The sequence below is a fragment of the Sphingopyxis panaciterrulae genome (genome assembly GCF_014199295.1).
In the GTDB taxonomy this organism is placed as follows: Bacteria; Pseudomonadota; Alphaproteobacteria; order Sphingomonadales; family Sphingomonadaceae; genus Sphingopyxis; species Sphingopyxis panaciterrulae.
On sequence record NZ_JACIJH010000004.1, the window covers coordinates 166,397 to 192,981 of the forward strand.

General features: G+C 67.2%; 25 protein-coding genes and 1 other RNA gene. 5 read left to right on the plus strand and 21 right to left on the minus strand.

The window, feature by feature from the left end:
* Positions 1 to 13 precede the first annotated feature (13 nt).
* Entirely contained in the window at positions 14 to 991 is a 978-nt protein-coding gene (locus FHR21_RS09150) for an NADPH:quinone oxidoreductase family protein (RefSeq protein WP_184097442.1), read from the minus strand.
* A 72-nt stretch (positions 992 to 1,063) separates the two neighbouring features.
* On the opposite strand from FHR21_RS09150, the gene FHR21_RS09155 reads away from it, so the two are divergent.
* Positions 1,064 to 1,633, plus strand: coding sequence for a glycoside hydrolase family 108 protein (locus FHR21_RS09155; RefSeq protein WP_184097444.1), 570 nt, complete (start codon positions 1,064 to 1,066; stop codon positions 1,631 to 1,633).
* Between the two features lie 64 nt (positions 1,634 to 1,697).
* Entirely contained in the window at positions 1,698 to 2,111 is a 414-nt protein-coding gene (locus tag FHR21_RS09160) for a holin family protein (RefSeq protein WP_184097446.1), read from the plus strand.
* Here FHR21_RS09160 and FHR21_RS09165 read toward each other — a convergent pair.
* Positions 2,063 to 2,992 (minus strand): LysR family transcriptional regulator, encoded by a 930-nt coding sequence (locus tag FHR21_RS09165; protein ID WP_184097448.1) that lies wholly within the window; start codon positions 2,990 to 2,992, stop codon positions 2,063 to 2,065. The genes FHR21_RS09160 and FHR21_RS09165 overlap by 49 nt on opposite strands.
* Before the next feature lie 108 nt (positions 2,993 to 3,100).
* Here FHR21_RS09165 and bla point away from each other — a divergent pair, with 108 nt between their 5' ends.
* Entirely contained in the window at positions 3,101 to 4,057 is a 957-nt protein-coding gene (gene bla / locus FHR21_RS09170) for a class A beta-lactamase (protein ID WP_184097450.1), read from the plus strand.
* Positions 4,058 to 4,175: 118 nt separating this feature from the next.
* Here bla and alaS read toward each other — a convergent pair whose 3' ends face one another.
* The 11 genes from alaS to dapA all read right to left on the minus strand — a co-directional run bounded on the left by alaS (position 4,176) and on the right by dapA (position 17,287).
* Positions 4,176 to 6,833: an alanine--tRNA ligase gene (gene alaS, locus FHR21_RS09175; protein ID WP_184097452.1), complete on the minus strand. Its 2,658-nt coding sequence runs from the start codon at positions 6,831 to 6,833 to the stop codon at positions 4,176 to 4,178.
* Positions 6,834 to 6,905: 72 nt separating this feature from the next.
* The gene (locus FHR21_RS09180) at positions 6,906 to 7,496 is read right to left on the minus strand and encodes a hypothetical protein (RefSeq protein ID WP_184097454.1); all 591 of its coding nucleotides are present in this window, start codon (positions 7,494 to 7,496) and stop codon (positions 6,906 to 6,908) included.
* On the minus strand, positions 7,486 to 8,112 hold the full coding sequence (locus FHR21_RS09185) for a glutathione S-transferase family protein (RefSeq protein ID WP_184097456.1): 627 nt from the start codon (positions 8,110 to 8,112) through the stop codon (positions 7,486 to 7,488). Before FHR21_RS09185 ends, FHR21_RS09180 begins: the two co-directional genes overlap by 11 nt.
* Before the next feature lie 113 nt (positions 8,113 to 8,225).
* Positions 8,226 to 8,627 carry a hypothetical protein gene (locus FHR21_RS09190; protein ID WP_184097458.1) on the minus strand — a complete coding sequence of 134 codons (402 nt, stop codon included), beginning with the start codon at positions 8,625 to 8,627 and terminating at the stop codon, positions 8,226 to 8,228.
* 383 nt (positions 8,628 to 9,010) lie between these two features.
* Positions 9,011 to 10,084: a recombinase RecA gene (gene recA / locus FHR21_RS09195; RefSeq protein ID WP_184097460.1), complete on the minus strand. Its 1,074-nt coding sequence runs from the start codon at positions 10,082 to 10,084 to the stop codon at positions 9,011 to 9,013.
* A 122-nt stretch (positions 10,085 to 10,206) separates the two neighbouring features.
* Positions 10,207 to 10,560: a response regulator gene (locus FHR21_RS09200; protein ID WP_184097462.1), complete on the minus strand. Its 354-nt coding sequence runs from the start codon at positions 10,558 to 10,560 to the stop codon at positions 10,207 to 10,209.
* Complete coding sequence (locus FHR21_RS09205; RefSeq protein ID WP_184097582.1) at positions 10,553 to 12,904, minus strand: hybrid sensor histidine kinase/response regulator; 2,352 nt, start codon at positions 12,902 to 12,904, stop codon at positions 10,553 to 10,555. The genes FHR21_RS09200 and FHR21_RS09205 overlap by 8 nt, the downstream gene beginning before the upstream one ends.
* Positions 12,905 to 13,028: 124 nt before the next feature.
* Positions 13,029 to 15,089 carry a M13 family metallopeptidase gene (locus tag FHR21_RS09210; protein ID WP_184097464.1) on the minus strand — a complete coding sequence of 687 codons (2,061 nt, stop codon included), beginning with the start codon at positions 15,087 to 15,089 and terminating at the stop codon, positions 13,029 to 13,031.
* 90 nt (positions 15,090 to 15,179) lie between these two features.
* Positions 15,180 to 15,758 carry a DUF2062 domain-containing protein gene (locus FHR21_RS09215; RefSeq protein WP_184097466.1) on the minus strand — a complete coding sequence of 193 codons (579 nt, stop codon included), beginning with the start codon at positions 15,756 to 15,758 and terminating at the stop codon, positions 15,180 to 15,182.
* Positions 15,759 to 15,790: 32 nt separating this feature from the next.
* On the minus strand, positions 15,791 to 16,276 hold the full coding sequence (gene smpB, locus FHR21_RS09220) for an SsrA-binding protein SmpB (RefSeq protein ID WP_184097468.1): 486 nt from the start codon (positions 16,274 to 16,276) through the stop codon (positions 15,791 to 15,793).
* Positions 16,277 to 16,411: 135 nt separating this feature from the next.
* Positions 16,412 to 17,287 (minus strand): 4-hydroxy-tetrahydrodipicolinate synthase, encoded by an 876-nt coding sequence (gene dapA, locus FHR21_RS09225; protein WP_184097470.1) that lies wholly within the window; start codon positions 17,285 to 17,287, stop codon positions 16,412 to 16,414.
* A 101-nt stretch (positions 17,288 to 17,388) separates the two neighbouring features.
* On the opposite strand from dapA, the gene FHR21_RS09230 reads away from it, so the two are divergent.
* Positions 17,389 to 19,422 carry a lytic transglycosylase domain-containing protein gene (locus FHR21_RS09230; RefSeq protein WP_184097472.1) on the plus strand — a complete coding sequence of 678 codons (2,034 nt, stop codon included), beginning with the start codon at positions 17,389 to 17,391 and terminating at the stop codon, positions 19,420 to 19,422.
* A 6-nt stretch (positions 19,423 to 19,428) separates the two neighbouring features.
* Positions 19,429 to 19,914, plus strand: coding sequence for a transcription elongation factor GreB (greB, locus tag FHR21_RS09235; RefSeq protein ID WP_184097474.1), 486 nt, complete (start codon positions 19,429 to 19,431; stop codon positions 19,912 to 19,914).
* A gap of 2 nt (positions 19,915 to 19,916) precedes the next feature.
* On the opposite strand, the gene FHR21_RS09240 is transcribed toward greB, so the two are convergent.
* The 8 genes from FHR21_RS09240 to FHR21_RS09275 form a co-directional block, all read right to left on the minus strand.
* Positions 19,917 to 20,072, minus strand: coding sequence for a hypothetical protein (locus FHR21_RS09240; protein WP_184097476.1), 156 nt, complete (start codon positions 20,070 to 20,072; stop codon positions 19,917 to 19,919).
* Between the two features lie 77 nt (positions 20,073 to 20,149).
* An RNA gene (rnpB, locus tag FHR21_RS09245) (RNase P RNA component class A) lies at positions 20,150 to 20,540 on the minus strand.
* Between the two features lie 45 nt (positions 20,541 to 20,585).
* Entirely contained in the window at positions 20,586 to 21,275 is a 690-nt protein-coding gene (locus FHR21_RS09250) for an N-acetylmuramoyl-L-alanine amidase (protein WP_184097478.1), read from the minus strand.
* 67 nt (positions 21,276 to 21,342) lie between these two features.
* Positions 21,343 to 22,200, minus strand: a complete 858-nt coding sequence (locus FHR21_RS09255; RefSeq protein WP_246427140.1) for a CheR family methyltransferase — start codon at positions 22,198 to 22,200, stop codon at positions 21,343 to 21,345.
* Positions 22,197 to 23,306: a chemotaxis-specific protein-glutamate methyltransferase CheB gene (cheB, locus tag FHR21_RS09260; protein WP_338113119.1), complete on the minus strand. Its 1,110-nt coding sequence runs from the start codon at positions 23,304 to 23,306 to the stop codon at positions 22,197 to 22,199. The genes FHR21_RS09255 and cheB overlap by 4 nt, the downstream gene beginning before the upstream one ends.
* A 7-nt stretch (positions 23,307 to 23,313) precedes the next feature.
* The gene (locus FHR21_RS09265; protein WP_184097480.1) at positions 23,314 to 23,688 is read right to left on the minus strand and encodes a response regulator; all 375 of its coding nucleotides are present in this window, start codon (positions 23,686 to 23,688) and stop codon (positions 23,314 to 23,316) included.
* A gap of 76 nt (positions 23,689 to 23,764) precedes the next feature.
* Positions 23,765 to 24,202, minus strand: coding sequence for a chemotaxis protein CheW (locus FHR21_RS09270; RefSeq protein ID WP_184097482.1), 438 nt, complete (start codon positions 24,200 to 24,202; stop codon positions 23,765 to 23,767).
* Positions 24,199 to 26,583, minus strand: a complete 2,385-nt coding sequence (locus tag FHR21_RS09275; protein WP_184097484.1) for a chemotaxis protein CheA — start codon at positions 26,581 to 26,583, stop codon at positions 24,199 to 24,201. The genes FHR21_RS09270 and FHR21_RS09275 overlap by 4 nt, the downstream gene beginning before the upstream one ends.
* Between the last annotated feature and the right edge of the window lie 2 nt (positions 26,584 to 26,585).

Sequence of the window (26,585 nt, forward strand, 5' to 3'; positions counted from 1 at the left end):
GCTGCCCCGCGTCCTAAGGCCGCAAAACCACCTTTCCCACCACCTCGCGCCGCTCGAGCATCGCAAAGCCCTCGCGCCAGTCGGCGAGGTCGAGCACCGCATGGACATGCGGCCGGATGCGACCCTCGGCGGCAAGCGCGTCGATCGCCGCAATATTCTCCGCGCCGCGTTCGGGAAAGCGCCGGCCATATTCGCCCGCGCGCACCCCGACGATCGCGAAGCCCTTGATCAGCGGCCGGTTGACCGAAATCTGCGGAATCCGTCCCGACGCGAAACCGACGACGAGTAGCCGGCCGTCGAAGGCAATGCAGCGCGTCGATTCGTCGAAGACGTCGCCGCCAACGGGATCGAAGATCACATCGGCGCCCCGCCCGCCGGTCAGTTCTTTCACCGTTTCGCGAAAGCCGGGTTCCGCCGCGATCGCCGCATCGGGGGCATAGAGTTGTGCAATCGCCTCGCGCTTGACCGCGCTGCTCGCCGCCGCAATCACCCGCGCGCCGAGCGCCCCGGCCAGATCGACGGTCGCCAGCCCGACGCCGCCCGCCGCGCCGTGCACCAGCACCCACTCGCCCGCCTGAACGCGGCCGCAGCGCACCAGCGATACCCAGGCGGTCAGATAGGCGACGCCATAGGCGGCGGCTTCCTCCCAACCCAAGCGCTCGGGCTTGCCGCGCAGCGCCGCCGCCGGGACGATGCAATAGTCCGCCATCGCGCCGAACCGATTGCCGCCGAGCACTGCGTCGCCGACCGCCCAGTCCCCGACGCCCGTACCCAGCGCGTCGACCTCGCCCGAAAATTCAAGGCCGGGCGTGAAGGGCAGCTCGGGCTTGAGCTGATAGCCGCCGCGCGTCATCAGCAGGTCGGGGAAATTCACCGCCGCCGCGCGGACGCGCACGCGCACCTCGCCGGGTCCCGGCTCGGGCCGCGGCAAATCGACAAGGCCGCAGCCCGCGTGATCCGCCGCCAGTTCGCGCACCTGCAATGCCCGCATCGAAGAAAATCCTTTCCTACAATATCCCGATATGGTTCGTTTAATAATCCTCATGAACCAAAGGAGCGAATCATGCCGAAACCGGACCCGTCCGCCTGTGACGCCGACGCCTTGATCGATGCCGTCATCGACCGCGAAGGCCGCTATGTAAACCATCCCGCCGACCGCGGCGGCCCGACCTGCTGGGGCATCACCGAAGCGGTCGCGCGCGCCGAGGGCCATGTCGGCGCGATGCGCGACCTGCCGCGCGATATGGCGGCGTCCATCTATCGCCGCCTCTATTGGCAGCGCCCCGGCTTCGATAAGGTCGCGCTGCGCGCCCCGCGCATCGCCGCGGAACTGTTCGACACCGGCGTCAACATGGGCATTGCGATCGCCGCGGGCTTTCTCCAGCGCGCGCTCAACGCGCTCAACCGCACCGCGCGCGACTATCCCGACATCGCCGTCGACCGCATCATCGGCCCGCGCACCCTCGCCGCGCTCGACGCCTTCCTGCGCGTGCGCCACGCGGGCGGCGAGACCGTGCTGCTGCGCGCGATGGAGGCGCTGCAGGGCGAACGCTACATCGCGCTCGCCGAGCGCCGCCCCAGCCAGGAAGCCTTCCTTTACGGCTGGCTGGCGAACCGGGTCGGCGACGCCTGAATCTCCAAAGAGAGGGGGTAGGTAGCGTGACCTTTGTGACCTTTCAGCAAAAGGATATCGAATCATGAGCATCATCGAAGGCCTGATCGGCCCCGTCGCCAGACTGATCGACAAGATCATTCCCGACCCCGAGGCGCGCGACCGCGCCAAGCTCGAACTGCTCAAGCTCGAGGGCAGCCAGGAGATGGAGGCGATCAAGACCCGAATGACCGCGATCGTCGCCGAGGCCGGCAGCGCCGACCCGTGGACCAGTCGCGCGCGGCCCAGCTTCCTCTACGTCATGTACGCGCTGCTGCTGTGGGCGATCCCGATGGGCCTGATCGCCGCCGCGCGCCCCGACATGGCGAAGGGCGTCGCCGACGGCATGAACGCCTATCTCGCCGGCATCCCCGAACCACTCTACGCGCTCTTCGGCACCGGCTACCTCGGCTACACCGCGGCGCGGGCGTGGGGGAAGGCGAAGGGTATCGAAGGGTAACGATCACCCGCTCTCTCCCCCGCCCGCTCGATCAGCCATTCGGCAAACGCCCGCTCCGCCGCGCGCTCGACCCGTGCCAGCGGCCGCGTCAGCCAATAGGCGCCGACATCGACATCGACGGCAAAGGGCTGCACCAGCCGCCCGTCGGCCAGTTCGCTTTCGAACATCGCGGGCGGCGCCAGCGCGACCCCCTCACCCATCAGCGCCGCCTGCGCCATGATGATCGAGGTGTCGAACTGCGGCCCGCGCGCGACGACCGGCGGAACCCCCGCCGCTGCGAACCACGCCGGCCAATCCTGCGCCCGATAGGACCGCAGCAGCGGCCAGCGCGCGAGGTCGGCGGGGTGATGCAGCGTCTCGGCGATCGCCGGCGGGCAAAGCGGCGCCATCGGCGCGGCCATCACCCGCACCGCCTCGACGCTGCGCCACGCGCCGTCGCCGAAGCGGATCGACAGGTCGAGGCTGTCGGTCGAGGCGTCGGGCTTGTTGTTGTTGGTCAGCAGCCGCAGCTCGATATGCGGAAAGCGGCGCCGGAAATCGGGCAGGTGTCGCATCAGGAAGCCGACCGCGAAAGTGCCGACGACCCCGACCGTCAGCAATTCGCGCGCGACGCCGCCACGCAGCAGGTCGATCCCCTGCTCGATCCGCGCCAGCGCATCGGCGACGGTCGGCGCGAGCAGCAGCCCCTCGTCGGTCAGCATCAGCCCGCGCGAGGTGCGGTGGAACAGGCTCTTGCCCAGCCAGCTTTCGAGCGCCTTGACCTGGTGGCTCACCGCCGCCTGGGTGACGAACAAGTCCTTCGCCGCCTCGGTAAAGCTCCCCAGCCGCGCCGCCGCGTCGAAGGCCCGCAGCAGGTTGAGCGAGATTTCGGTGATCGCCATGCCGGCCCCTTAGAAAATCTAATGCCGCTTCTGACCTAACATCGCTTGGATGCAAGGTCGAAGTCGCGAAATATCGCTCCACCAACCCGAGCCCATGAGGAAAATGATATGACCATCGCTTCGCTGTCGCGCCGCCACCTGCTATCGCTTGTCCCCGCCGCGGGCTTGGCCGGCTGGGCTCTGCTCTCGGGCTGCACTCCCGATGCGAGCGATGCGCCGGCGAAGGAACCGCAAGAGTCCGACCCGATCGCCGGTCATCTCGCCGGACTCGAACGCCAGTCTGGCGGTCGGCTCGGCGTCGCCTTCCTCGATTCGGCCAGCGGCCGCACGACCGGACACCGCACCGACGAACGCTTCGCGCTCTGCTCGACGTTCAAATGGCCGCTGTCGGCGGTGGTGCTGAAGGCGATCGATGACGGTAAGCTGACGCTCGACCGGCGCATTCCCTATGGCAAGGCCGACCTGTTGCCCAATTCGTCCGTCACCGAAAGCCATGTCGGAAAGGGCGGCATGACCGTCGGCGACCTGATGGAGGCGACGATCACGACCAGCGACAACGCCGCCGCCAACCTGCTGCTGCCGCTCGTCGGCGGTCCCGATGCGGTGACGCGCCAATTCCGCGCCTGGGGCGATCCGGTCACGCGCCTCGACCGCCTCGAGCCCCATTTGAACCGCGTCGGCCCTGACGAGGTGCGCGACACCACCACCCCCGCCGCCATGGCTGCGCTGCTGCGCACCATCCTGCTCGGCGATGCGCTCAGCCCCGCGTCGCGGACGCGGCTGGTCGACTGGGGCCTCGCGACGACGACCGGCACCAAGCGCCTGCGCGCCGGTCTGCCCGCGGGCTGGCGGATCGGCCACAAGACCGGTACCGCCGCCGCGCCGGGCATGATGAACAAATATAACGACATCGCGGTCGCCTTCCCGCCGCAGGGCGCACCGCTACTGATCGCCGCCTATTACGAAGGCCCGGTCGCGACCGACACCATGCGCGACGAGGATGAAGCCGTGCTCGCCGCCGTCGCCCGCCTCGCCGCCGAATGGGCGGAAGGACGGTCCTCATAGCGGAACCTTCTAAAACAACCGTTCGCCCTGAGCTTATCGAAGGGCCGTTCTTTCTTTCAGCGCCGCAAGAAGAAGAACGGTGCTTCCACAGGCTCGGCACGAACGGAGTTAGGAAAGGTTACGCCGCCAGCGCCGCCTTGACCGCCGCCACCGCCGCATCGGCCGCGCCGCCGTCCGGCCCTCCGCCTTGCGCCATGTCGGGGCGGCCGCCGCCGCCCTGCCCGCCGAGCGCCGCAACCGCGGTCTTGACCAGATCGACCGCGTTGCGGCTGCCGGTCGCATCGTCGGTCACGCCGACCGCGACCGAAGCGCGGCCGTCGTTAACCGCGACCAGCATCGCGACACCGCTGCCGACCTGCTTCTTCATCTCGTCGACCGCGCCGCGCAGCCCCTTGGGGTCGAGCCCGTCGACGACCTGCGCCAGGAACTTCGTGCCGCCGACCTCTTCGACCTCCGGCCCGCCACTCGCCGCGCCGCGGCCGCCAGCACCACTAAGGGCCAGCGCCTTCTTCGCTTCGGCCAGCTCGCGCTCGGCCTTCTTCAGCGCATCGGCCAGCGCCGCGACACGCGCCGGTACCTCGTCGGGCGACGTCTTGAGCGCCGCCGCCGCCGCCTTCAGCGCCTCGTCTCGGCAGATCAGCCACGCGCGCGCCGCTTCGCCGGTCAGCGCCTCGATGCGCCGCACGCCGGAGGACACCGCGCTTTCGCTCACGATCTTGAACAGCGCGATGTCGCCGAGCGCCCGGACGTGGGTGCCGCCGCACAACTCGACCGAATAGCTTCTATCGTCGGCCTTGCCCATGGAGAGCACCCGCACCTCGTCGCCATATTTCTCGCCGAACAGCGCCATCGCCCCCGCCTCGATCGCATCGTCGGGGGTCATCAGCCGCGTCGTCACCGGCTCGTTGGCGCGGATCTGCGCGTTCACATCGGCCTCGACCGCGGCAATCTCGTCCGCGGTCAGCGCCTTGGGATGCGAAAAGTCGAAACGGAAACGATCCTCGGCGACCAGGCTGCCCTTCTGCGTTACATGGCCGCCCAGTCGATTGCGAAGCGCGGCGTGCAGCAGGTGCGTCGCGCTGTGATTGGCGCGGATGCGGTCGCGGCGCGCGGCATCGACCGACAGGTGGACCGTGTCGCCGACCTTCAGCGCGCCGCTCTCGATCGTCGCCTGATGCGTGTGCAGCCGCCCCAGCGGCTTGCCGGTGTCGCCGACCGCCGCGGTCATGCCGCCCAGCGTCGTGATCGTGCCGCTGTCGCCCATCTGGCCGCCGCTTTCTCCATAGAAGGGCGTCTGGTTGGTCAGCACCGCGACCGTGTCGCCCACCTTCGCCTCGTCGACCGGCGCCCCGTCCCGGACCAGCGCGATCACCTCGCCCTCGCCCTCGGTCGACGTATAGCCGGTGAATTCGGTGCCGCCGTTCGCTTCGGCGAGGTCGAACCAGATCTCGTCCGACGCCTTTTCGCCGCTGCCCTTCCACGCCGCGCGCGCCGCCGCCTTCTGCTGCGCCATCGCCGCGTCGAAGCCCGCGCGGTCGACGGTGATGCCCTGCGTGCGCAGCGCATCCTCGGTCAGGTCATAGGGAAAGCCGAAAGTGTCATAAAGCCTGAACGCGACGTCGCCGGGCAGCGTCGCGCCCTCGCCCATTCCCACCGTCGCCTCGTCGAGCAGCCGCAGCCCCTTGTCGAGCGTCTGGCGGAACTTGACCTCCTCGCGCTCCAGCGTTTCGGAAATCAGCGGCTGGGCGCGGATCAGCTCGGGATAGGCGGCGCCCATCTCGGCGCTCAGCGCGGGCAGCAGCCGGTACATCAGCGGGTCCTTCGCCCCCAGCAGATGCGCGTGGCGCATCGCGCGGCGCATGATCCGGCGCAGCACATAGCCGCGCCCCTCGTTCGACGGCAGCACGCCGTCGGCAACCAGGAAGCTCGCCGCACGCAGATGGTCTGCGATCACACGGTGGCTGGCCTTGTGCGTCTCGTCGGCGGGCACGCCGGTCAGCTCGACCGACGCCGCGATCAGTGCCTTGAAAGTGTCGGTGTCATAATTGTCATGGACGCCCTGCAGCACCGCCGCAACGCGCTCCAGCCCCATGCCGGTGTCGATGCTCGGCCGCGGCAGGTCGACGCGCGCGCCGCCCGGCTGCTGATCGTATTGCATGAACACCAGGTTCCAGATCTCGACGAAGCGGTCGCCGTCCTCCTCGGGCGATCCCGGCGGGCCGCCCCAGATATGATCGCCATGGTCATAGAAGATTTCGCTGCATGGCCCGCACGGACCGGTGTCGCCCATCGACCAGAAATTGTCGCTGGTCGGGATGCGGATGATGCGCTCTTCGGGCAGCCCCGAAATCTTGCGCCACAGGTCATACGCCTCGTCGTCGGTGTGATAGACGGTAGCGGTCAGCTTTTCGGCCGGCAGCCCCCAGGTCTTGTGCACGAGGGTCCAGGCATGATGGATCGCCTGTTCCTTGAAATAATCGCCGAACGAGAAATTCCCCAACATTTCAAAGAATGTATGGTGCCGCGCGGTGAAGCCGACATTATCGAGGTCATTGTGTTTGCCGCCCGCGCGCACACATTTCTGCGACGACGCCGCGGTGCTGTAGGGGCGCGTCTCCAGCCCCGTGAAGACATTCTTGAACGGCACCATGCCCGCGTTGACGAACATCAGCGTCGGGTCGTTGAACGGCACCAGCGGCGCCGATGGCTCGATATGATGCCCGGTTCCCGCGAAATAGTCGAGGAAGGAACGGCGAATGTCGTTGGTCGATGTCATGCGCGCGAATTAGGGATTTTATCGGTATGCGACAAGCGGGGAAACAACCGTCACCCTCATCGGGCCGCTCGATCAGAAATCCGTCGCGATTCCCTTGCCCAGATAGCAGGGAAGCTGGTGCAGCACGTCGGCCTTGGGCACACCCTCCTCCATCCGGTCGAGTGAAACCTCGGAGGTGTCGGTACGGACGATGGTGAAAGCCGCGCCCGGTGCAGCACGGTGGACGACGATATAGCCGCAATCCATCGTCCCGTCCTTGCGGTCGCCGCGGAAATCGAAGGCGGCATAGACGCCCGGCGGCTGGCCCGCGGGGTCGAGATACCAGGTCAGGCGCAGGATGCGGATCGTCCCGTCTGCCCACAGCGCTCCGCGCGCATGCAGCGTCGCGATCCACTCCGCGCGTGGGCTGGCCGCCTGCAATGTTGGCCGCAGCATCGCATAGGCGGCATCGAAATCGCGCCGTGCGAGCGCGAACGTATAGGTGGTGAAGCGCTCCATCGCGGCCCGCTCGTCGGCCGGCGTCGACACGAAGCTACGTCCCTCGGGGGCAACCGTCGCGCGCTCGACCTCGGGCGCGAGCTGCGGCGGCTGCGCGGCGACCGGGACGACGACCGCCGCCAGGACCGCCGCCGCCATCGCCAGATGCCGGCGGTCAATAGCCATAATAGGCGCCGCCCTTCTCGCGGGCGCGCCGCCACGCCGGGCGCGAGTGACACATGTTCACGAAACCGGCGAGCCCCGGATAACGCGGCGCCATGCCCTGCATCACCGCGATCTCTGCCGGGAAACTCAGCATGATGTCGGCGGCCGACAGATCGTCGCCGATGAAATGGCCGCTCGGACCGAGCCGGCTTTCCATATAGGCGAAATGCGAATCGAGCTGCTGCGCGATCCGCGCCTCGATCGGCGCCGCCGCCGCGCCGAGCCTCGCGGTGTAGATGCGCAGCAGGATCGGCGTCATCGCCGACCCCTCCGCAAAATGCAGCCATTCGAGGTGGCGGATATGATCGTCGGTGCCGCGCGCGGGGACCAGACTGCCCCCGCCGTGCCGCTCGCACAGATATTCGGTGATCGCTCCCGATTCGACGACAACGCGCCCATCGTCCTCGATCACCGGCGACTTTCCGAGCGGATGCACCGCGAGCAGTTCGGGCGGTGCGAGATTGGTTTCCGGATCGCGGTCGTAGAATTTGATCTCATAAGGCGCGCCGATTTCCTCGAGCAGCCACAATATGCGCTGCGAACGGCTGTTGTTGAGGTGATGGACGATCAGGCTCATATCGCGCTCCCCGGATCACGTCGGTCGGATGACAATGTGGGACGCCCCTGCGCCAAAGGAAAGAGGTTCGGCGAATCTCCGCCACCGACCGAGAATTTTCGAACGCGGGGCGATCAATCCTCTCGCATTCGCGGCACCCAGAGCCGAGAAAAAACATCGCGATGGTGCCAGACCAACAGCAGGAACCAGACGGGCCAGATGCTCCCCCACACAAGCTTTCCGGTCAGGAACCAGTGAAAACCCGCAATGACGGCGATCGAAGGGCCGAGCAAAATCAGGCCGACCGGAGCGCTGCGTTCGAACAGCAAGGCCGCACCGCCCATCAGCATCGTGCCGATGATCAGGGGGTTCATGAACCCCGTCCTGTCCAGCGCCGATGCGAAATCACTGGCGGCCGGCATTGTTTCGGGCGGATTCTGTCCACCGAATTGGACGATCACCATCAATGGCGCATAAAGGAAGAACAGGCCGAACAATATTCGCGCAACAGCCCACCTGCGATTCGCCAGTCGCATAGCGCGATCCTCCCGCGCCAACTTATGCCACAGCTCGCATTGAGCTGCCAGAAATTCGGTGCCTGGAGCAGCGTGCGTAATCCGGCCTATCTGCTCGTGCGTATCAAACCTTCGACCATCCTGCAGGCGCCCGGAATGCACTTCCGGCTTTGCCGGAGGTCGAGACACTCATCGATGCAACGCAAGACCCACGGTGTCTCGATTTCGCTCGACACGAACGGAATCACGGCGCTGACTTGTCGCACAATACTCTGGGTGGCCGGGAGCCAATAATGCTTCCGATACGCCTTCGCATAAATCTCGATCCCGCATGCAGGTCCAAGGGGCGTAGGGCCCGCCGCCGTCGGCCGGCCGGGTCGCGGGTGCGGCCCGGCCGGATGGGGTCACAGATCGTCGTCCCCGTCGGGGCCGGTCATCATTTCCTCGGCCACCTCGTCGGTGCGGCCGCGGATCGCGGTTTCGAGCCGCGTCATCAGTTCGGGATTTTCGGCGAGGAAGGTCTTCGCATTCTCGCGGCCCTGCCCGATGCGGATCGAGTCATAGCTGAACCAGGCGCCCGATTTCTCAACCAGTCCGGCCTTGACGCCGAGGTCGAGGATCTCGCCGATCTTGGAAATGCCCTGCCCGTACATGATGTCGAATTCGACCTGCTTGAACGGCGGCGCGACCTTGTTCTTGACCACCTTGACGCGGGTGGTGTTGCCGACGATCTCGTCGCGGTCCTTGATCTGGCCGGTGCGGCGGATGTCGAGGCGGACCGAGGCATAGAATTTCAGTGCGTTGCCGCCCGTCGTCGTCTCGGGATTGCCGTACATCACGCCGATCTTCATGCGAAGCTGGTTGATGAAGATCACCATGCAGCGCGAGCGGCTGATCGAACCGGTGAGCTTGCGCAGGCTCTGCGACATCAGCCGCGCCTGCAGGCCGACATGGCTATCGCCCATCTCGCCCTCGATCTCGGCGCGCGGTACCAGCGCTGCGACCGAGTCGACGACAAGGATGTCGATCGCGTTCGAGCGCACCAGCGTATCGACGATTTCGAGCGCCTGTTCGCCGGTGTCGGGCTGCGACACGATCAGTTCGTCGATATCGACCCCCAGCTTCTTCGCATAGACGGGATCGAGCGCATGCTCGGCATCGACGAAGGCCGCGGTGCCGCCGGTCTTCTGCGCCTCGGCGATCGCATGCAGGGCCAGCGTGGTCTTGCCCGAGCTTTCGGGTCCATAGATTTCGATGACGCGGCCGCGCGGCAGCCCGCCGACCCCTAGGGCGATGTCGAGCCCGAGCGAACCGGTCGAGATCGCCTCGACCTGCATCGCCTCCTTCGAGCCCAATTTCATCACCGAGCCCTTGCCGAAGGCGCGGTCGATCTGCGCCAATGCGGCGTCGAGCGCCTTCTGCCTGTCCGTTCCGTTCACTGATTTCCCCGATTCGACGAGTGACAATTGTCCGGCCATGACCGTCCCTTTCCTGCTCTAGAGCGACAGCAGAGGCATCGCAACGCCCGACCTCTGTACGGCATTTGTTCTCAAAGAACAAGGGGGGAACATGTCATCGATCTGAACAGCCGAATCCCCGCCTATTCCGCGAACAATTCCGCCAGCACTGTCTCGATCTCGCTCAGCCGGAATGGCTTGGTCACCAGCCGGCGATGGGCATGGACGGGCGGGATCGCGTCGCCGCCGCCCGAGGTGAAGGCAAAGGGAATGCCGCGCTCGGCCAGCGCGTCGGCGACCGGCCAGCCCTTGGTCTCGCCCAGGTTGATGTCGATCAGCGCCGCGGCGACCGGCCCGGCATCGACGATCGCCAGCGCCTCGTCGATCGCCGCCGCCTGCGCCGGCTCGGGATAGCCGAGCGTGTCGAGCATATCGACCAGCATCATGCCGATCAGCACATCGTCCTCGACGAGCAGAATGCGGCGCTCGTCAGCCATGATCGCCCCGGTGCGCCGCCTCGTCGAGCGCCATCGACACCGCCTCGGCCAACTGCGCGACCGAGAAGGGCTTCGGCAGGAAGGCGACGTTGGCGATGTCGATCGACTGGCGAAGCTGCTCTTCGGCATAGCCCGACATGAACAACACCGGCAGGCCCGGCCGCTTGGCGCGCATCGCGCGCACCATCGCGGGGCCGTCCATCACCGGCATCACCACGTCGCTGATTACCAGGTCTACTGTGTCCATCGTCTCGAACCGCTCGAGCCCTTCCTCACCCTGCCGCGCCGCCACGACGCTATAACCCGCACGGGTCAGCGCACGTTCCGCGACCGCGCGCACCATATCCTCGTCCTCGACGAGCAGGATGGTGCCGGTGCCCCACTGGCTCTTCTTCGGCCGGGCGGCGGGCGGCGGCGTCGCGGGCGTATCGCCGGCCGCGCGGTGGACGGGCAGATAGATGGTGAAGCTGGCGCCTTCGCCCGGCTTGCTGTCGGCGAAGATGAAGCCCGCCGACTGCTTGACGATACCATAGACGGTCGACAGGCCCAGCCCCGTGCCCTTGCCGACATCCTTGGTGGTGAAGAAGGGCTCGAAGATCTTGGGCAGCACGTCGGCAGGGATACCGGCGCCGGTGTCGCTGATCTTGAGCGCGCTGTAATCGGCGGGCGGCATGATCTCGCTGCCCATCTCGCGCACCGTCGAGGCCGCGACCGGATAGGTCTCGATCGTCAGCGTCCCGCCGCCCGGCATCATCGCGTCGCGCGCGTTGACCGCAAGGTTGATGATGACCTGTTCGAGCTGCACCGGATCGGCGCGCACCGCGCCGAGCCCGCGGCCGTGATGCACCGCCAGCTCGACCGTGTCGCCCATCAGCCGCTTGAGCAGGTGCGAGACTTCCGAAATCACGTCGGGCAACTGCAATATCTGCGGCCGCAACGTCTGCTGCCGCGAAAAGGCGAGCAATTGCCGGGTCAAACTCGCGGCGCGATTGGCGTTGCTGCGGATATGCTGGATATCGTCATAATCGCTGTCGCCCGGCGTGTGGCGCATCAGCATCAGGTCGCAGCTCCCAAGAACCGCGGTCAAGATATTGTTGAAATCATGCGCGACCCCGCCCGCGAGCTGACCGACCGCCTGCATCTTGGACTGCTGCGCGACCTGCCGCTTGAGGCGCGATTCCTCGCTCGAATCCTTGAGGCTCAGCAGCACGGCCGCCTCGCCCAGCCCGCGCACGCCGACGACGCGCATCGACACCGGCTCGTCGCTCTGACCCGCGAGGCGGATCGACAGGTCGCCGCCGACCTGCTGGCCGCTGCTGTGGCGGCGGATCATGTCGGCGAGCGGCCCCTTGTCCTCGCCGACGACAAGGTCGCCCGGATAGCGCGGCATCCGCCCCTCGGCGACGCCGGCGGCGCGAATGAAGGCGCGGTTCATATAAAGGAAGCGCCCATCGCGATCGACCATCGCAAGACCGAAGGGCAGCAGCGACAGCAGGGTCTCGACATAAGTCTGCGCGGTGCCGCGATCGGCCGGCCCGAATTCCTCGTCGATCAGCGCGAGGAAGATCGGCCCGCCGCTGTCGGCGGGCGCCAGCGGGATCTGGATCAGCCGCAGCGGCGTCGCCCGTTCGCCCTCGCGCGCGAAGAACAGCGACCCGCCCTCGCCCAGCCGCAGCATCGGCGACACGTCGCGCCCCGCATAATGCGCCTGATCGCCCTCACCGAGCGCGCGCAGCAGAAAGGCCGGATTGGCGGCGCGCAGCCGCCCCTCGGCGCTGACCAGCGCGCCCATGACCCCCGCCTGGCCCAGCGTCCGCCCCGCCGGCCCGTCGAGATGGCGCGCGATCTCCGACAACAGGTCGAGCTGCTCGGGCGCCGAAAAGCGCCAGACCAGATAATCTTCGGCCTGTCCGCTGCGCGTTACTTGCGCGCGAAGATGTAGCGCGCCGACCGCGATATCGTCGGCATGCCCTTCGCCGTCGCGCCACGCGGCGCGGCCGGCATTCTTGAGTCGGTCGGCGCCCTGCCCTTCCAGCGGCAGCCCGGGCGGCGTCACGAAGCCGCCGAACCAGGTCGCGAACAGGTCGTTGGCGCAGACCATCCGCCCGGCGCGGTCGGTAATCGCGATCGCGATATCGTCGTGCGCGAGCGCCTGACGCAGCATCGCCCAGTCGGGTGCCGCGACCTCGCCCGCCGCCGCCGCGGGAAACAGCCGCCGTACGAACAGCAGCCCGCTCGCCGCCACCGCGAGTCCCGCCAGGAAGCCGCCCGCCAGAACCGGATCGCGCGTCGCCCAGAACAGCAGCGCGACCGACAGCAAAGCCAGCCCGCCGATCAGCGCCATGTCGGTGCGCGACAGGCTGGCCGGCACCAGCGTCGGCGCGACGGAACCCGCCCCCCTGCCGAAATCTGCGTCAGCGGAAGGCAGGCTCGTCGCGGTCAATGCTGGTCTTTCCCTTGCTGGCGCCTCACCAGATGCGGACGCGGTCTTCCGGCGCCAGATACAGCGTCTGGCCCGGCTTTACCTGAAAGGCCTTATACCAAGGGTCAAGATTGCGCGAGACCCAAGCCCGCTGGATCGACGGCGAATGCGGATCGGTGGTGATGCGCTGCGACAGATTCTGCTCGCGATAGTTGCGCCGCCACACCTGCGCCCAGCCGAGGAAGAAGCGCTGGTCGCCGGTCGTGCCGTCGATCACCGGCGCTTCCTTGCCGCCCAGCGCCTTCTTATAGGCGTCATAAGCGATGGTCAGCCCCGCGAGGTCGCCGATATTCTCGCCCAGAGTGAAAGTGCCGTCGAGATGCTCGCCGGGCAGCACCTCATAGGCATCATATTGCGCGACCAGCGCCTTGCCCGCCGCCTCGAACGCCTTGACGTCAGCGGGCGTCCACCAGTCGGCGAGCTTGCCGGTCTGGTCGTATTTCGCGCCCTGATCGTCGAAATGATGGCTGATCTCGTGACCGATGACCGCCCCGATGCCGCCATAGTTGATCGCGGGATCGGCGTTGGGGTCGAAGAAGGGCGGCTGCAGGATCGCGGCCGGAAAGACAATCTCGTTCATGCCGAAATTGGCATAGGCGTTGACCGTCATCGGGGTCATCGACCATTCCCAGCGCCGGATCGGCCCGCCGAGGCGGCTGATATTGTCGTCGTGCGCGAACTGGTTGGAGCGCAGGGCGTTGCCGAACAGATCGTCCGCCTCGATGTCCAGTTTGCTGTAATCCTTCCACTTGTCGGGATAGCCGATCTTGGTGGTGAAACTGGCGAGCTTCGCGCGCGCCTTCACCTTGGTTTCGGGTTGCATCCAGCTCAGCCGGTCGATCCGCTCGCCGAGCGCGGCGATGACATTTTTGACCAATTTGTCCATCGCCGCCTTGGTTTCGGGCGGGAAATATCTGGCGACATAGTCCTGGCCGACCGCCTCGCCGAGATTGCCGGTCGTGAAATCGACCGCGCGCTTCCAGCGTTCCTGCATCTCGGGCGTCCCCGACAGCGCGGTGCCGTAAAAGGCAAAGCTTTCCTTCGCGACCGCGTCGGGCAGCACGTCCGAAAAATCGTCGAGGCTGCGGACGAGCAGCAGGTCGCGGATCACCGCGATCGGCGCCTCGGAAATCAGCTTCGCTTCCCCGGTGAAGGCGCTCGGCTGCGCGACGAGGATCATATCCTCGTTGACGCCGACGCCGCGGATGAAGCCGGCCCAGTCGAAGCCGGGCGCCGCCTGGGCCAGCTCGGCGATCGTCATCTTGTTATAGACCTTGGTCGCGTCGCTGCTGTCGTTCTTGTCCCAGTGGACGGTCGCGATCTGCTTTTCGAGATCGTAGATCGCCTTGGCGCGCGCCGCAGCATTGGCCTCGCCTGCCAGCACCAGCATATTTTCCAGATGCTTCAGATAGGCGGCCTGCAACGTGTCGTTCCGCTCGCCGGGCTTCAGATAGAAATCGCGGTCGGGCATCCCCAGACCGCCCTGATAGAGCGAATAGATATAGACGTCGGGATTCTTGTCGTCCTGTCCGACATAGCCGCCGAAGAAATGCGATACGCCGTTGCGGTCAGCCTCGGCGAGCAGCCCTGCCAGCCCCGCCTTGTCGACGCTGCGCACCTTGGTCAGCCACGTCTCGATCGGCGCCAGCCCCTTCGCCTCGACCGCCCCATTGTCGAGATAGGCGGTGTAGGCGCGGCCGATCTTGCTGTTCGGGTCGCTCTTTGCCGCTTCCAATATGTCGCGCGTGCGCTGCTGCGACAGGTCGGCGAGCTCGGTGAACATGCCGTAATTCGACTTGTCGGCCGGGATCGCCGTCGCCTTCGCCCACGCGCCGTTGGCATAGGCATAGAAATCGTTGCCCGGCAGCACGGTCCTGTCCATGCCCTTGGCGTCGAAGCCATAGGCGCCGATCGCAGGCTTGCCCGCCGCCGCGGCTGCGGCGGCCGGATCGGCAGCCTCCTGCGCCGAGGCGGGAACAGTTCCCAGCAAAATGACGCCGAGCGCCGCGCTCGCCAGCAGGCGCGAATCGAAAGTCAGACGGATCATGATAGTCCCCAATTCAAGAAAGATCGGCCGCGCCCGCCATTCGGCAGGCAGGACCGGGATGCACCAGCTATAGCCGGGCAAGGGGCGGGTTCAACCGGCCGATGTGTCGCTCGTCGACGCCTCAAGTCGTTGGTCGCGCGCGCGGTGCAGCTTGCGCCGCCAGCGCAGCCGGATCCAATTGTCCCAGATCAGCGTCGCCAACACATAGCCGACGAGCGCCGACACCGCCGAAATGACGAACAGCCCCGCCATCAGCGCGGGCGCGGCATCGGACAGCAGCCAGCGCAGCCATTGCCCAACCGTCGCGCCCTGCTCGATCATCACCGAAAAGGTCGCCACATTGGCGTGAAGCCCAAACATCCGGTCGCCGAGCCACACCGAGGCCGCGATGATGAACGGTGTCGTCACCGGGTTGGACAAAAAGGTCATCGCCGCGCCGATCGGGATATTGGCGCGAAACGGCAGCGCGAGCAGCGCGACTCCCAATATCTGCACGCCTGGGATCAGGAAGAAGATGCCGACGAACAGGCCCAGCGCGGTCCCGCGCGGCACCGACGTGCGCGTGAAGCGCCACAAATGGCTGTGCGCGACGCGGTGCGCGAACGGCCGGATGAAACGGCTCGCGAGCAGTTCCTCGCGCGTCGGCGAGTTGCGGCGGATCCAGTTCATCAAGGCCGCCTTGTCGCGAGGCTTGTTCCCGCTCACCCGCGGTCTTTCAGCAGCCGCTGCTTGTCGCGCTTCCAGTCGCGTTCCTTGATCGATTCGCGCTTGTCATGAGCTTTCTTGCCCTTGGCGAGCGCGAGTTCGACCTTCGCCCGGCCCCGGCCGTTGAAATAGATCGACAGCGGCACCAGCGTCATGCCCTGGCGCGCGACGGCGGCGTGCAGCTTGTTGATCTCGCGGCCGTTGAGCAGCAATTTGCGCGGCCGCCGCGGCTCGTGGTTGAAGCGGTTGCCGTGACTGAACTCGGGAATATTGCTGTTGATCAGCCACACCTCATTGCCCTTCACCTCGGCGTAGCTTTCGGCGATCGTTCCCTCGCCGAACCGAAGCGATTTGACCTCTGTACCCTGCAGTGCGATCCCCGCCTCGAATACCTGCTCGATCGCAAAGTCGAAGCGCGCGCGCCGGTTCTCGGCGACGACCTTCTTCTTGTCGAATTCTGCGGCGGACTGCGGGCGGGCCATGGCGAAACCTAGGAATATCTTTGCGTCATCGAAACCGAATCGTCATTGCGAGCGAAGCGAAGCAATCCAGGGCGGTTACCGCCAGCCCTGGATTGCTTCGCTTCGCTCGCAATGACGAGTCTCATGACCATGGCTCTATAGCACTCCTGCCGCGTCCAGCGCCGCATCGACGGCGACGCGCGACGCGTCGGACGCCGGGATGATCGGCAGGCGCACCTCGGGATGGAACCAGTCGTGGATGCGCGACAGCGCATATTTGAGCGGTGCCGGCGAGGCGTCGGAGAACATCGCCTTGTGCAGCGGGAACAGCCGGTCGTGCAGCGCGCGGGCGCGCGGCCAGTCATTCGCGGCGCAGGCGGCGGCGAAATCGGCGCACAGTCGCGGCGCGACATTGGCGGTGACGGAGATGCAGCCCGCGCCGCCCATCACCGCATGCGGCAGCCACAGATCGTCATTGCCGCTGAGCTGGCAGAAATCGGGGCCCGCCCCCGCGCGATGGATCGTCACCCGCGCCAGATCGCCGCTCGCATCCTTGACCGCGACGACAGAGGGAATCTCGGCCAGCTTGCACATCGTCTCGGCGCCGATGTCGGTCACGGTGCGCGCGGGCACGTTATAGACGACCATCGGCAGGTCGCTCGCCTCGGCCAGCGCCCGGAAATGCGCGAGCAGCCCCTCCTGCGTCGGCCGGTTGTAATAGGGGGCGACGATCAGCGCGGCGTCGGCGCCCGCCGCCTGAGCGTGGCGCATATGGCGGATCGCGGTCGCGGTATCGTTCGACCCGCATCCGGCGATCACCGGCACGCGGCCGGCAGCGGCCTCGATGCAACAGTCGATGACGCGATAATGTTCCTCGAAGCCCAGCGTCGGGCTTTCGCCGGTCGTCCCGCACGGCACCAGCGCGCTCGTTCCCTCGCCGATCTGCCATTCGACCAGCCGCGCGAAGGCAGGCGCGTCGAACGCACCGTCGCGAAAGGGGGTCACCAAGGCGGGAATCGACCCGGAAAACATGCTCCGCTCCTTTACAAGAATCGCCCCGCGACCGATAGGAAGGGACGGCGCGCCGCCTAATGGACGCCTATTCAGCGCCCCGCAAGGAGTTTGCCACTAACATGCCCGGCATGATTAAGCTGTCCTCGATTTCCCCCCTCGCTCTCGCCGCCGCGCTGTTGATCCCCGGCATCGCCCATGCCAGCGAACTCACCCCCGAACAAATGGCCTGGTATCGCGCCCAGATGGGCCTCGCCTCGATGTCGGCCGCGCCGCCCTCGGCGACCAATTCGGTCGGCGACGCGCTGATCGAATGGCGCCGGCTGACGCAGGACCAGACCGCCTCCTTCGACCGGCTATCGCGCTTCCTGATGGCGAACAAGGGCTGGCCCGACGCCGAAAAGATGCGCGCGCGCGCCGAAAAGGCGATTGCGATCGACAGCTTCGACCCAGCGCGCACCCTCGCCTATTTCGCCGCTTATCCGCCGAAGACGCCGAGCGGCGAGTTGCGCATGGCGCTCGCGCTCAAGGCCTCCGGCCGCCGCGACGAGGCGAATGCCGCGGTGCGCCGTGCGTGGATTTCGGGGCCGCTCAGCGACGACGAGGTCAGCCGCGTGCTTACCCTCTTCCCCGGCGCGATCACCCCCGCCGATCATGACGCGCGCATGGACCGGCTGCTTTGGTCGAACAACAGCGGCGCCGCGGCGCGCCAGCTCGCCTTCACCTCGCCGGCGAAGCGCGCCGTCTTCGCCGCGCGCCTCGCGATGCGCAGCGGCGCCGTCGACGCGGCGCTTCAGGCAGCGGCGGTCGAGGCGGCCGATCCCTCGCTCCTCCGTACCGATCCCGGCTATATCACCGCCAAGGCGACCTGGCTGCGCCGTTCGGGCCGCGACGGAGAGGCGCGAACGCTGCTCGCCGGCCCGCGCGCGCTGACAGAAGCGCCGCTCGATGCCGAGGAATGGCTCGAAACGCTGCTCACCAACGCCCGGCTTGCCGATCAGGGCGGCGACAAGCGCACCGCCTATAATATCGCGAAGCAGCTCGACGATGCGCTGCCGCCCGGCACCGTCGTGCGCGAAACCCCGCTCGGCGTGCGCGACGATTACACCTCGCTCGCCTGGCTCGCCGGTCAGATCGCGTTCCAGGATCTGCATCGCCCGGCCGAGGCCGCCCGTCTGTATCGTGCCTATGGCGACGCCGCGCGTTCGGCACAGACGCGGACCAAGGGTTATTATTGGGCCGGCCGCGCCGCGCTCGCGGCGGGCGACAAGACGGCCGCCAACAGCTATTTCGCGGACGCTGCGCAGCATTACGACCAGTTCTACGGCCAACTCTCGCTCGAACGTCTCGGCCAGCCGCAGCCCCGGCCGACGGCGACCCCGACCCTTCAGGTCACCCCGACCGAAAAGGCCGAATTCGAGGATGACCGCCTCGTCCGTGCCGCGCGCGCGCTCGGAGAGATCGGCGCGTGGCGCGAACAGTCGCTCTTCCTGCGCGCCCTCGCGCAAGAGGCGATGACGCCCGCCGACCATGTTCTCGCCGGCCAGCTCGCGGCGCAGATCGGCCGCCCCGACCTCGGCGTGATGATCGGTCGCAGCGCGCAGGCGAACAGCCTCGACGCGGTCGAGGTCTCGGGCTTTCCGACCGTGCGCGTTCCCGCGGGCCATGAATCCAACTGGACCTTCATCCACGCGATCGCGCGGCAGGAAAGCCAGTTCGACCGGCAGGCGGTCAGCCACGCCGGCGCGCGCGGCATGATGCAGTTGATGCCCGGCACCGCGCGCGAGGTCGCGGGCAAGCTCGGCCTCGGCTACAATGCCGCCTCGCTGACCAGCGACACCAATTACAACCTGACCCTGGGGTCGACCTATTTCCGGCAGATGCTCAGCTATTATGGCGGCAGCTACCCGCTCGCCATCGCTGCCTACAACGCCGGACCGGGCAATGTGAACAAATGGCTGCGCGCCAATGGCGACCCGCGCACGGGGTCGGTTCCCATCCTCGACTGGATCGAGGCGATCCCGATCTTCGAGACAAAGAACTACGTCCAGCGCGTGCTCGAAAACGCCGTCGTCTACGACACGCTGCGCGAGGACGGCCGCTCGCTGCCCAAGGCGCCGCTCAGCTTCTACCTCGGCAAGTCCCATCCGGGCTGACCGGCGATGGCGGGGGAAAGGTCGAACATCATCAGCCCGGCGGGCTTCGCCGCGCTGCGCGCCGAATATGACGCGCTGCTGGGCGAGGAACGCCCGAAGCTGGTCGAGATCATCAGTTGGGCCGCGGGCAACGGCGACCGCAGCGAGAATGGCGACTATATCTATGGCCGCAAGCGGCTGCGCGAGATCGACCGCCGCCTCGCCTTCCTCGCCCGGCGCATGAAGGCCGCGCGCGTCGTCGACCCCGCGGCGCAGCTCGACAAGGACCGCATCCGGTTCGGCGCCACCGTCGAGCTTGCCGACGAGGACGACGCCCGGCGCACCGTCACGCTGGTCGGCGACGACGAGGCCGATGCCGGCGCCGGTCGCATCGGCTGGAACAGCCCGCTCGCCCGCGCGCTCCGCGGCGCAGCGGTCGGCGATCTGCGCACCGTCGTGCTGCCCGCAGGTCCAAAGGAATGGGAAATCGTCGCGATTGCCTATCCGGCTTGAGCCTAGGTCCGCAACAGCGCCGGGATGATCCAGATCGCGGACAGCACGACAATCACCGCGGTCAGCGATATGCCCAGGACATAGCGCACTCCCTGTCCCTTGATGGCGCTGGTGGCTTCCTCATCGGTGACTTCGATATGGTCGTCGACGACTTTCATCACGCGTCTCCCTCTCGTCTGCCTTGATCGAAACGCGCCGCGCGCACGGCCGTTCCCCGCGATGTCGATGGGAGAGAAGCGCCAGAGGGTCTGTAAGCCGGGTTCTGTCCACCCCTTTTCAGGGGATGGGCGATCATTCCTCTAGGCGGCCGGTTGCCCGGACGCTCAAGCAGTCAACCCGGACGGCGGGGCCGGAACCAGCCCTGGGATCGAACCCGTGCCATCCCTATTCGACCTTGCTCCCGGTGGGGTTTGCCATGCCGCGTCCGTTGCCGTCCGCGCGGTGCGCTCTTACCGCACCCTTTCACCTTTCGCCGGGCCGAAGCCGTTGGCGGTCTGCTCTCTGTGGCACTTTCCCTGACTCCGGTTGCCCGAAGCCGCCGGACGTTATCCGGCACCGTGGTTTCCGTGGAGCCCGGACTTTCCTCCCCCTCGCTTGCGCGAAGCGGCGATCGCCCGACCCTCTGGCGAAGCATAATATAGCGATGTTCGACGCGATTTGCGAGCGCCGTCTCAGTCCCCCTCCGGCTGCGGCAGCAGCAGCGCCAGCAGGATCGCCCGGCATTCGCCGTCGATCGTCCCGTCGATCAGTTCGGTCCGAAAGCGCCGCTGGAACGCCACCGTCGCCGCGAAGCCGTCGGTCACGTCGTAACCGAAGCGCTCGAGCGCGAGCAGGAAGCCCGCGTCGGTCCACAGCGGATCGGTCAGCTTGCGGGTCGGCCGCGGCAGCGCGAGGCGGCGGCGCGCCAGTTCCTCCCACGGGAACAACTCGCCCGGGTCCTGCTTGCGCCGCGGCGCGATGTCCGAATGGCCGACGACATTGCCGCGCGTGATCGCGTGCCGGTCCTTGACCAGATGGACCAGCCGCACCACCGACGCGACCTGCTCGGCGGGAAAGGGGACATAGCCCCATTCGTGCCCCGGATTGACGATCTCGATGCCGACGCTCGCCGAATTGACGTCGCTGATCCCGCGCCAGTGCGACGCGCCCGCGTGCCATGCGCGCTTCTCTTCGGGCACCATATGGGTGATCTGCCCATCCTCGCTGACGACATAATGCGCCGATACCTTGGCGGCCGGATCGGCGAGCCGGTCGATCGCCTCGGCGCCCGTCTTCATGCCGGTATAGTGCAGCACGATCATGGAGATAGGCAGGGACCGCTCGTCGAAATTGGGGGACCAGCGTTCGATGAAATCGCTCATGCCTGTCGTTGCCCGTCTCTGCCCCGCCTCGCCTTCCGCTTGCGCCAGCGCCGGCCAAATTGCAAGGTCAGGCCGCGACGCGGCGAACCTGCTGATCGGCGGGCTCGTAAAGGCCGCGCAACCGCGGGCTCGCGACGAACTGGTCGGTCTGGCCCAGCACCGTCTCCCCCGCGCCGAGCACGAGGAAGCTCTGCGGTGCTGCCATCGCGCGCAGGCGGGCAAAGGCCTTCTCGCGCATCGGCTTGGCGAAATAGAGCAGCAGGTTGCGGCAGAAGATCAGGTCCGCCGGCGCGGTCAGCGGCGGCCGGTCGACCAGCATGTTCTGCACCGTGAAGTCGATCCGGCGCCGCAGGTCGGCCTTGGCCAGCCAGCCCGCCTCGGTCTGGTCGAACCAGCGCACCATCCGCTGCACCGGCAGCCCGCGCTGAATCTCGAACTGGGTATAGAGCCCGACCCGTGCCCGCGAAATCGCCTGATAGCTGACGTCGGTGCCGACGATCTGCGCCGTCCAGCCGGCCCATTTCTCGCCCTGCTCGGCCAGCAGCATCGCCATCGAATAGGCTTCCTGCCCGGTCGACACGCCGCAATGCCAGATGGTCAGCCGCCGCGTTGCCGCATTCGCCGCGCGGACATGGTCGAGCGCCTTCACCGCGATATCGTCGAAGACGCTGTGCTCGCGATAGAAGAAGGTTTCGTTGTTGAGCATCGCGTCGACCGTATCGTCGAGCAACTGCCGGCTCGTCGAGGTGACGAGCGCCGCGACCAGCGCGTCGAGATCCTCGATGCCGTGCCGCTGCATCACCGGCTTCAGCGACATTTCGATGCGCCAGATGCGGTTGGGCGACAGCGTCTGCCCGGTGCGCGATTCGAGCACGCCCATCAGCACGCGATAGGCCGATTCGCTCGCATTGCCGCCACCCATCATGGCTTGCGCCTTGGCAGGAAGCCGCCGAGCATCAGCGCGATCGCGTCGGGGTTCAGCGTCGCGGCGGCAATACCCGCCTTGCTCACTGCGCCCGGCATCCCCCAGATCACGCAGCTTTCGGGCGCCTGCGCAAAGATGGTGCCGCCCGCGGCCTTCAGCCGCGCCGCACCGTTCGCGCCATCGCGGCCCATGCCGCTCAGGATCACCGCGACGCCGCCCTTGCCATAAACCTCGGCGACCGAATCGAGCATGGGGTCGGCCGACGGACAGCAGCCGTTCTCGACGGGCCGCCGGTCGAGCGCGATCTCACGGCGGCGGCCGTTCGCGACCACCATCAGATGCGCATCGCCCGGCGCCAGATAGATGTGGCGCGGCTCGACCGCCATTCCCGCCTCGGCGACCCGCACCCGGCGCTGCGTCGTCAACCCGATCTGGCGCGCATAGAATTCCATGAAGGCGTCGGGAAGATGCTGGGTCAGCAGGATCGGCGCCGCGATGCGCGGGTCGAGATGGGCCAGGAAATTGGCAAAGGCCGGAATGCCGCCGGTCGACGCCGCGACCGCAATGCACTCGAGCGGCTGATCGGTGTCGATCTGCGGCACGGGCTTCGGTTCGGCCTGCGGCAGCGCGCAAAGCACCGGCAGCGCCGCCGACTGCTGTCCCAGCGTTAGGATACGCTCGGTCAATATCTCGGCGAAGCGACCCGAAAAGCTGCCGCGCCCCGGCTTGGCGAGCGTATCGCTCGCGCCGAGCGACAGTGCCTCGATCGCCGCCGGTCCGCCCTCGACGCAGTTCGACGACAGGATCAGCACGCGGGCATTATGCGCGCGTTCGATGATGTGCGGCAGCGCATCGATGCCGTTCATCCCCGGCATCTCGATATCGAGAACCACGACGTCGACCGGTTCGCAGGCCAGATAGGCAAGCGCCTCGCGCGCCGACGCGACCGAGGCGCAGATCTTGAGTTCGGGCCGTTGCTCGACGATGCGCTCCAGGATGCTGCGGACGACGAGGCTGTCGTCGACCAGCATGACGCGGACGGTGCGGACGGAGGCAATTTCGGTGGCCGATGCGGGATCGGCGATGATGGGGGATTGCTGACTCACCGCGACCTCAGGCAACGCCGACGAGCTGCAATTTTCCTTCCAGCGTTTCGCGGTCGAACGGCTTCATCACATATTCGTCGGCGCCGGCCTCGATCGCGGCGCGGATATGGTCGATGCTGTTCTCGGTGGTGCAGAAGACGACCCGCGGCCGCTCCGCAATTCCGAAATCCAGGTCATTGAAAGCGCCCAGGAATTCCATGCCGCTCATCACCGGCATGTTCCAGTCGAGCAGGATCACGTCGGGCCGGTTGGCACGGCAGAAGGTCAGTGCCTCCTGCCCATCGGCGGCCTCCTCGACCGCAAAGGCCATGCTCTCCAATATATGGCGCGCGACCTTGCGGATGACCTTGCTGTCATCGACGACCAGACAGGATTTCGACATATTGTTCCTCCGACCCCCCGGGGTTTGCGTCTAGCTACGGCAAAGGGGTGTGCAGCCCGTTAATAAGCGACAAGATTCATGCGGCGCTCGCGACCGGCAGGGTCACGAACTGCGCGGGATCGACGACCAGCAGCGACGCGCCCCGATGCTCGATCATCGCGTCGGCGACGCGCGCCCAGCCCGGCGACAGCCGGCCGGCGATCCGCGTTTCGGGCGTCTCGATGAAGCAGACGTCCTCGATCTCGTCGGCAATCAGCGCATAGCCGTGATCGGCGACGTCGACGACAATCACCCGCTGTCCCTGCGCGACCGCCACCGGCGGCAGGCCGACGACGACATGCGGGTCGATCAGCGTAAAGACCCGGCTCCTGAGCGCGAACAGCCCCGCGACGTGCGGCGGCGCGGCGGGCACCTCGACCGGCTGGCCGACCGTAACCACCGAATGAATGGTGCGACTGCGTAGCGCGACGCGCGTGTCGGCGATGCGCGCGACCAGATATAATTTCTCCATCATCGCCGCTCTCCCCCGACCCGGCGGCGCAGCGCATCGAGCAGCGCCTGACGATCGTAGCGATAGATGGTGTCGTCGTCGGCACCCGCCGCGGCGACCGAGGCGCGCAGCCGGATCACCGGCGCGTCGCCGCCCAGATTCGCGCAGGCGTCGCCGTCATCCGACAGGCAGAGCAGCACGTCAGGCGCCTCGTCCCCGGACTCCTTGTCCGACGCGACGCGATAGCCGGCGTCGCGCAGGATCGGCGCCAGGAAATTCTCGCCCCAGCCGTCGGCATCGTCGGCCAGCCGGCAGAGCGGCCGGCGCGGCCCGGCACCGGCGGCGCGCGTCGTCTCATATTGCTCCATCAGCCAGAAGGGATCGATCAGTTCGACCGGGTCGCCGCCGATCAGCGCAACGCCCGCGATCAGGCCCGGCGCCGCCGCGGGCTGCATCGCGTCGGGCATCCGCACGATGTCGATCACCGCCTCGATCGGATAGCAGAGCACCGACCGCCCGTCGTGCAGGCGGAGCAGCTTTACCGTACCGTGTCCCTCGGGCAGCGCGGCGGCGTGAACCGGGAAGATAGCGTCGCCGATCTGGGCCTGGATCGCGCCCGCGCTCTCGAACAGCGCCAGCGCCGGCACCTCCTCGACGCGCTCGATCACCGACAGGCGGACGCCGCGCACGCGCTCGCTGGCATCGCGGAACAACAAGAGCTGCGTCGCGCCGCGCGCACTTGCCTCGGTCTCGGCCGCTTCCTCGCGGTTCCGTCCGGCCTCCGACGCATCGACCCCGGCGGCCGCCAGCAGCCCCTGGACGTCGAGCAACAGCACCGGACGCCCGCTGTCGGGCAGCGTCGTGCCCGCATAAAGCCCCGTCGTCATGATCAGCGGCGCGGCGGGCTTGATGACCAGTTCCTCATGGTCGTGGATCGCGGCGACACTCAACGCATAGCTTTGTCCCTGCCCCGGCCGCACGATCACCACCGCGCGGTCGTCGGTATCGTCGTCGGCATCGACCGCGCGACCGAGGATGGTTTCCAGCCGCAGCAGGGGAAATTGCTCGCCGCGCACCGTGACCAGTTCGCCGCCGCCGACGCGGTCGACGCGCGCGCTATCGCTGCTTTCGAGCAGGATTTCGCGTACCGCGCCCCTGGGAATCGCGAAATATTGCCCTGCCGCGCGCACCATCAGACCCGATATGATCGTCAGCGTCATCGGTACGCGCAGGATGATGGTCAGCCCGCGCCCCTCCTCGTTGCGTAGCTCGACCACGCCGCCGATCTTCTCGATGTTCGATTTGACGATATCCATGCCGACGCCGCGGCCGGAGATGGAGGTGACCTTCGCCGCGGTCGAAAAGCCCGGGCGGAAGATCAGTTCCAGCCGCTCGCGCGGGGTCAGTCCCCGCGCCTCGGTGGCGGTGACGACCTGCGCCGCGACCGCCTTGGCGACCAGCGCGTCGGGCGACAGGCCGCGGCCGTCGTCGCGTACGACGATCTCGATCTGATTGCCCGACTGGCGCGCCGACACCGACAGGTTCGCCGTCACGCCCTTGCCCGCCGCGACGCGCTGATCGAGCGGCTCGATGCCATGATCGACGGCGTTGCGGACGATGTGGATCAACGGATCGCGGATATTCTCCATCATCTCGCGATCCAGCTCGACCTCGCCGCCGCTGGTGCTGAACGCGATCTTCTTGCCCAGATCCTGCGCCAGATCGCGCACGATGCGCGGCAACGGCGCGAACAGCTTGTCGATGCGCTGCATCCGCATTTGGCTGACCGACTGGCGCATCGCGGCGATCGAATCGGACAGACGGTCGAAGGCGGCGATCGTTGACGGATCGGCGCCCGCCTCGCGCAGCATCCGCGCGAATTCATTGCGCGCGAGGACGATGTCGGTGACCCCCGTCATCATGCTGTCTAGCAGCGGCAGCGGCACGCGGATCGACCGCCAAGCCTGCAATTCGGCCGCCAGATCGTCCTCGCGGCGCAGCCGGATCTCGGCCGGCTCTGGCGCCGCCGGTTCTTCGCTCACGAAGGCGAGCGCGTCGATCACGTCGGCATCGTCGCCCGCCGGCTCGACCCCGCCGTTGCCGAGCGCGTCGCAGAGCAGGCTCAACCGATCGACGATGCCCAGGATAGCAGTGACCAGCGCCGCATTGGCGGGCCGGTTGCCGCGCCGTACCTGGTCGAGCGCATCCTCGGCCGCGTGCGACAGCGCGGTGACGCGCGGCAGCGACAGGAATCCCGAGCTGCCCTTGATCGTGTGAACGAAGCGAAAGATCGCGTCGAGCCGCTCGCGGTCGCCGGGGTCCGCCTCCCACGCGACGATGGCGCCCCCCGCCTCGGCAAGGATTTCCGCCGTCTCGGCGAGAAAGTCGTTCAGCAGATCATCCATCG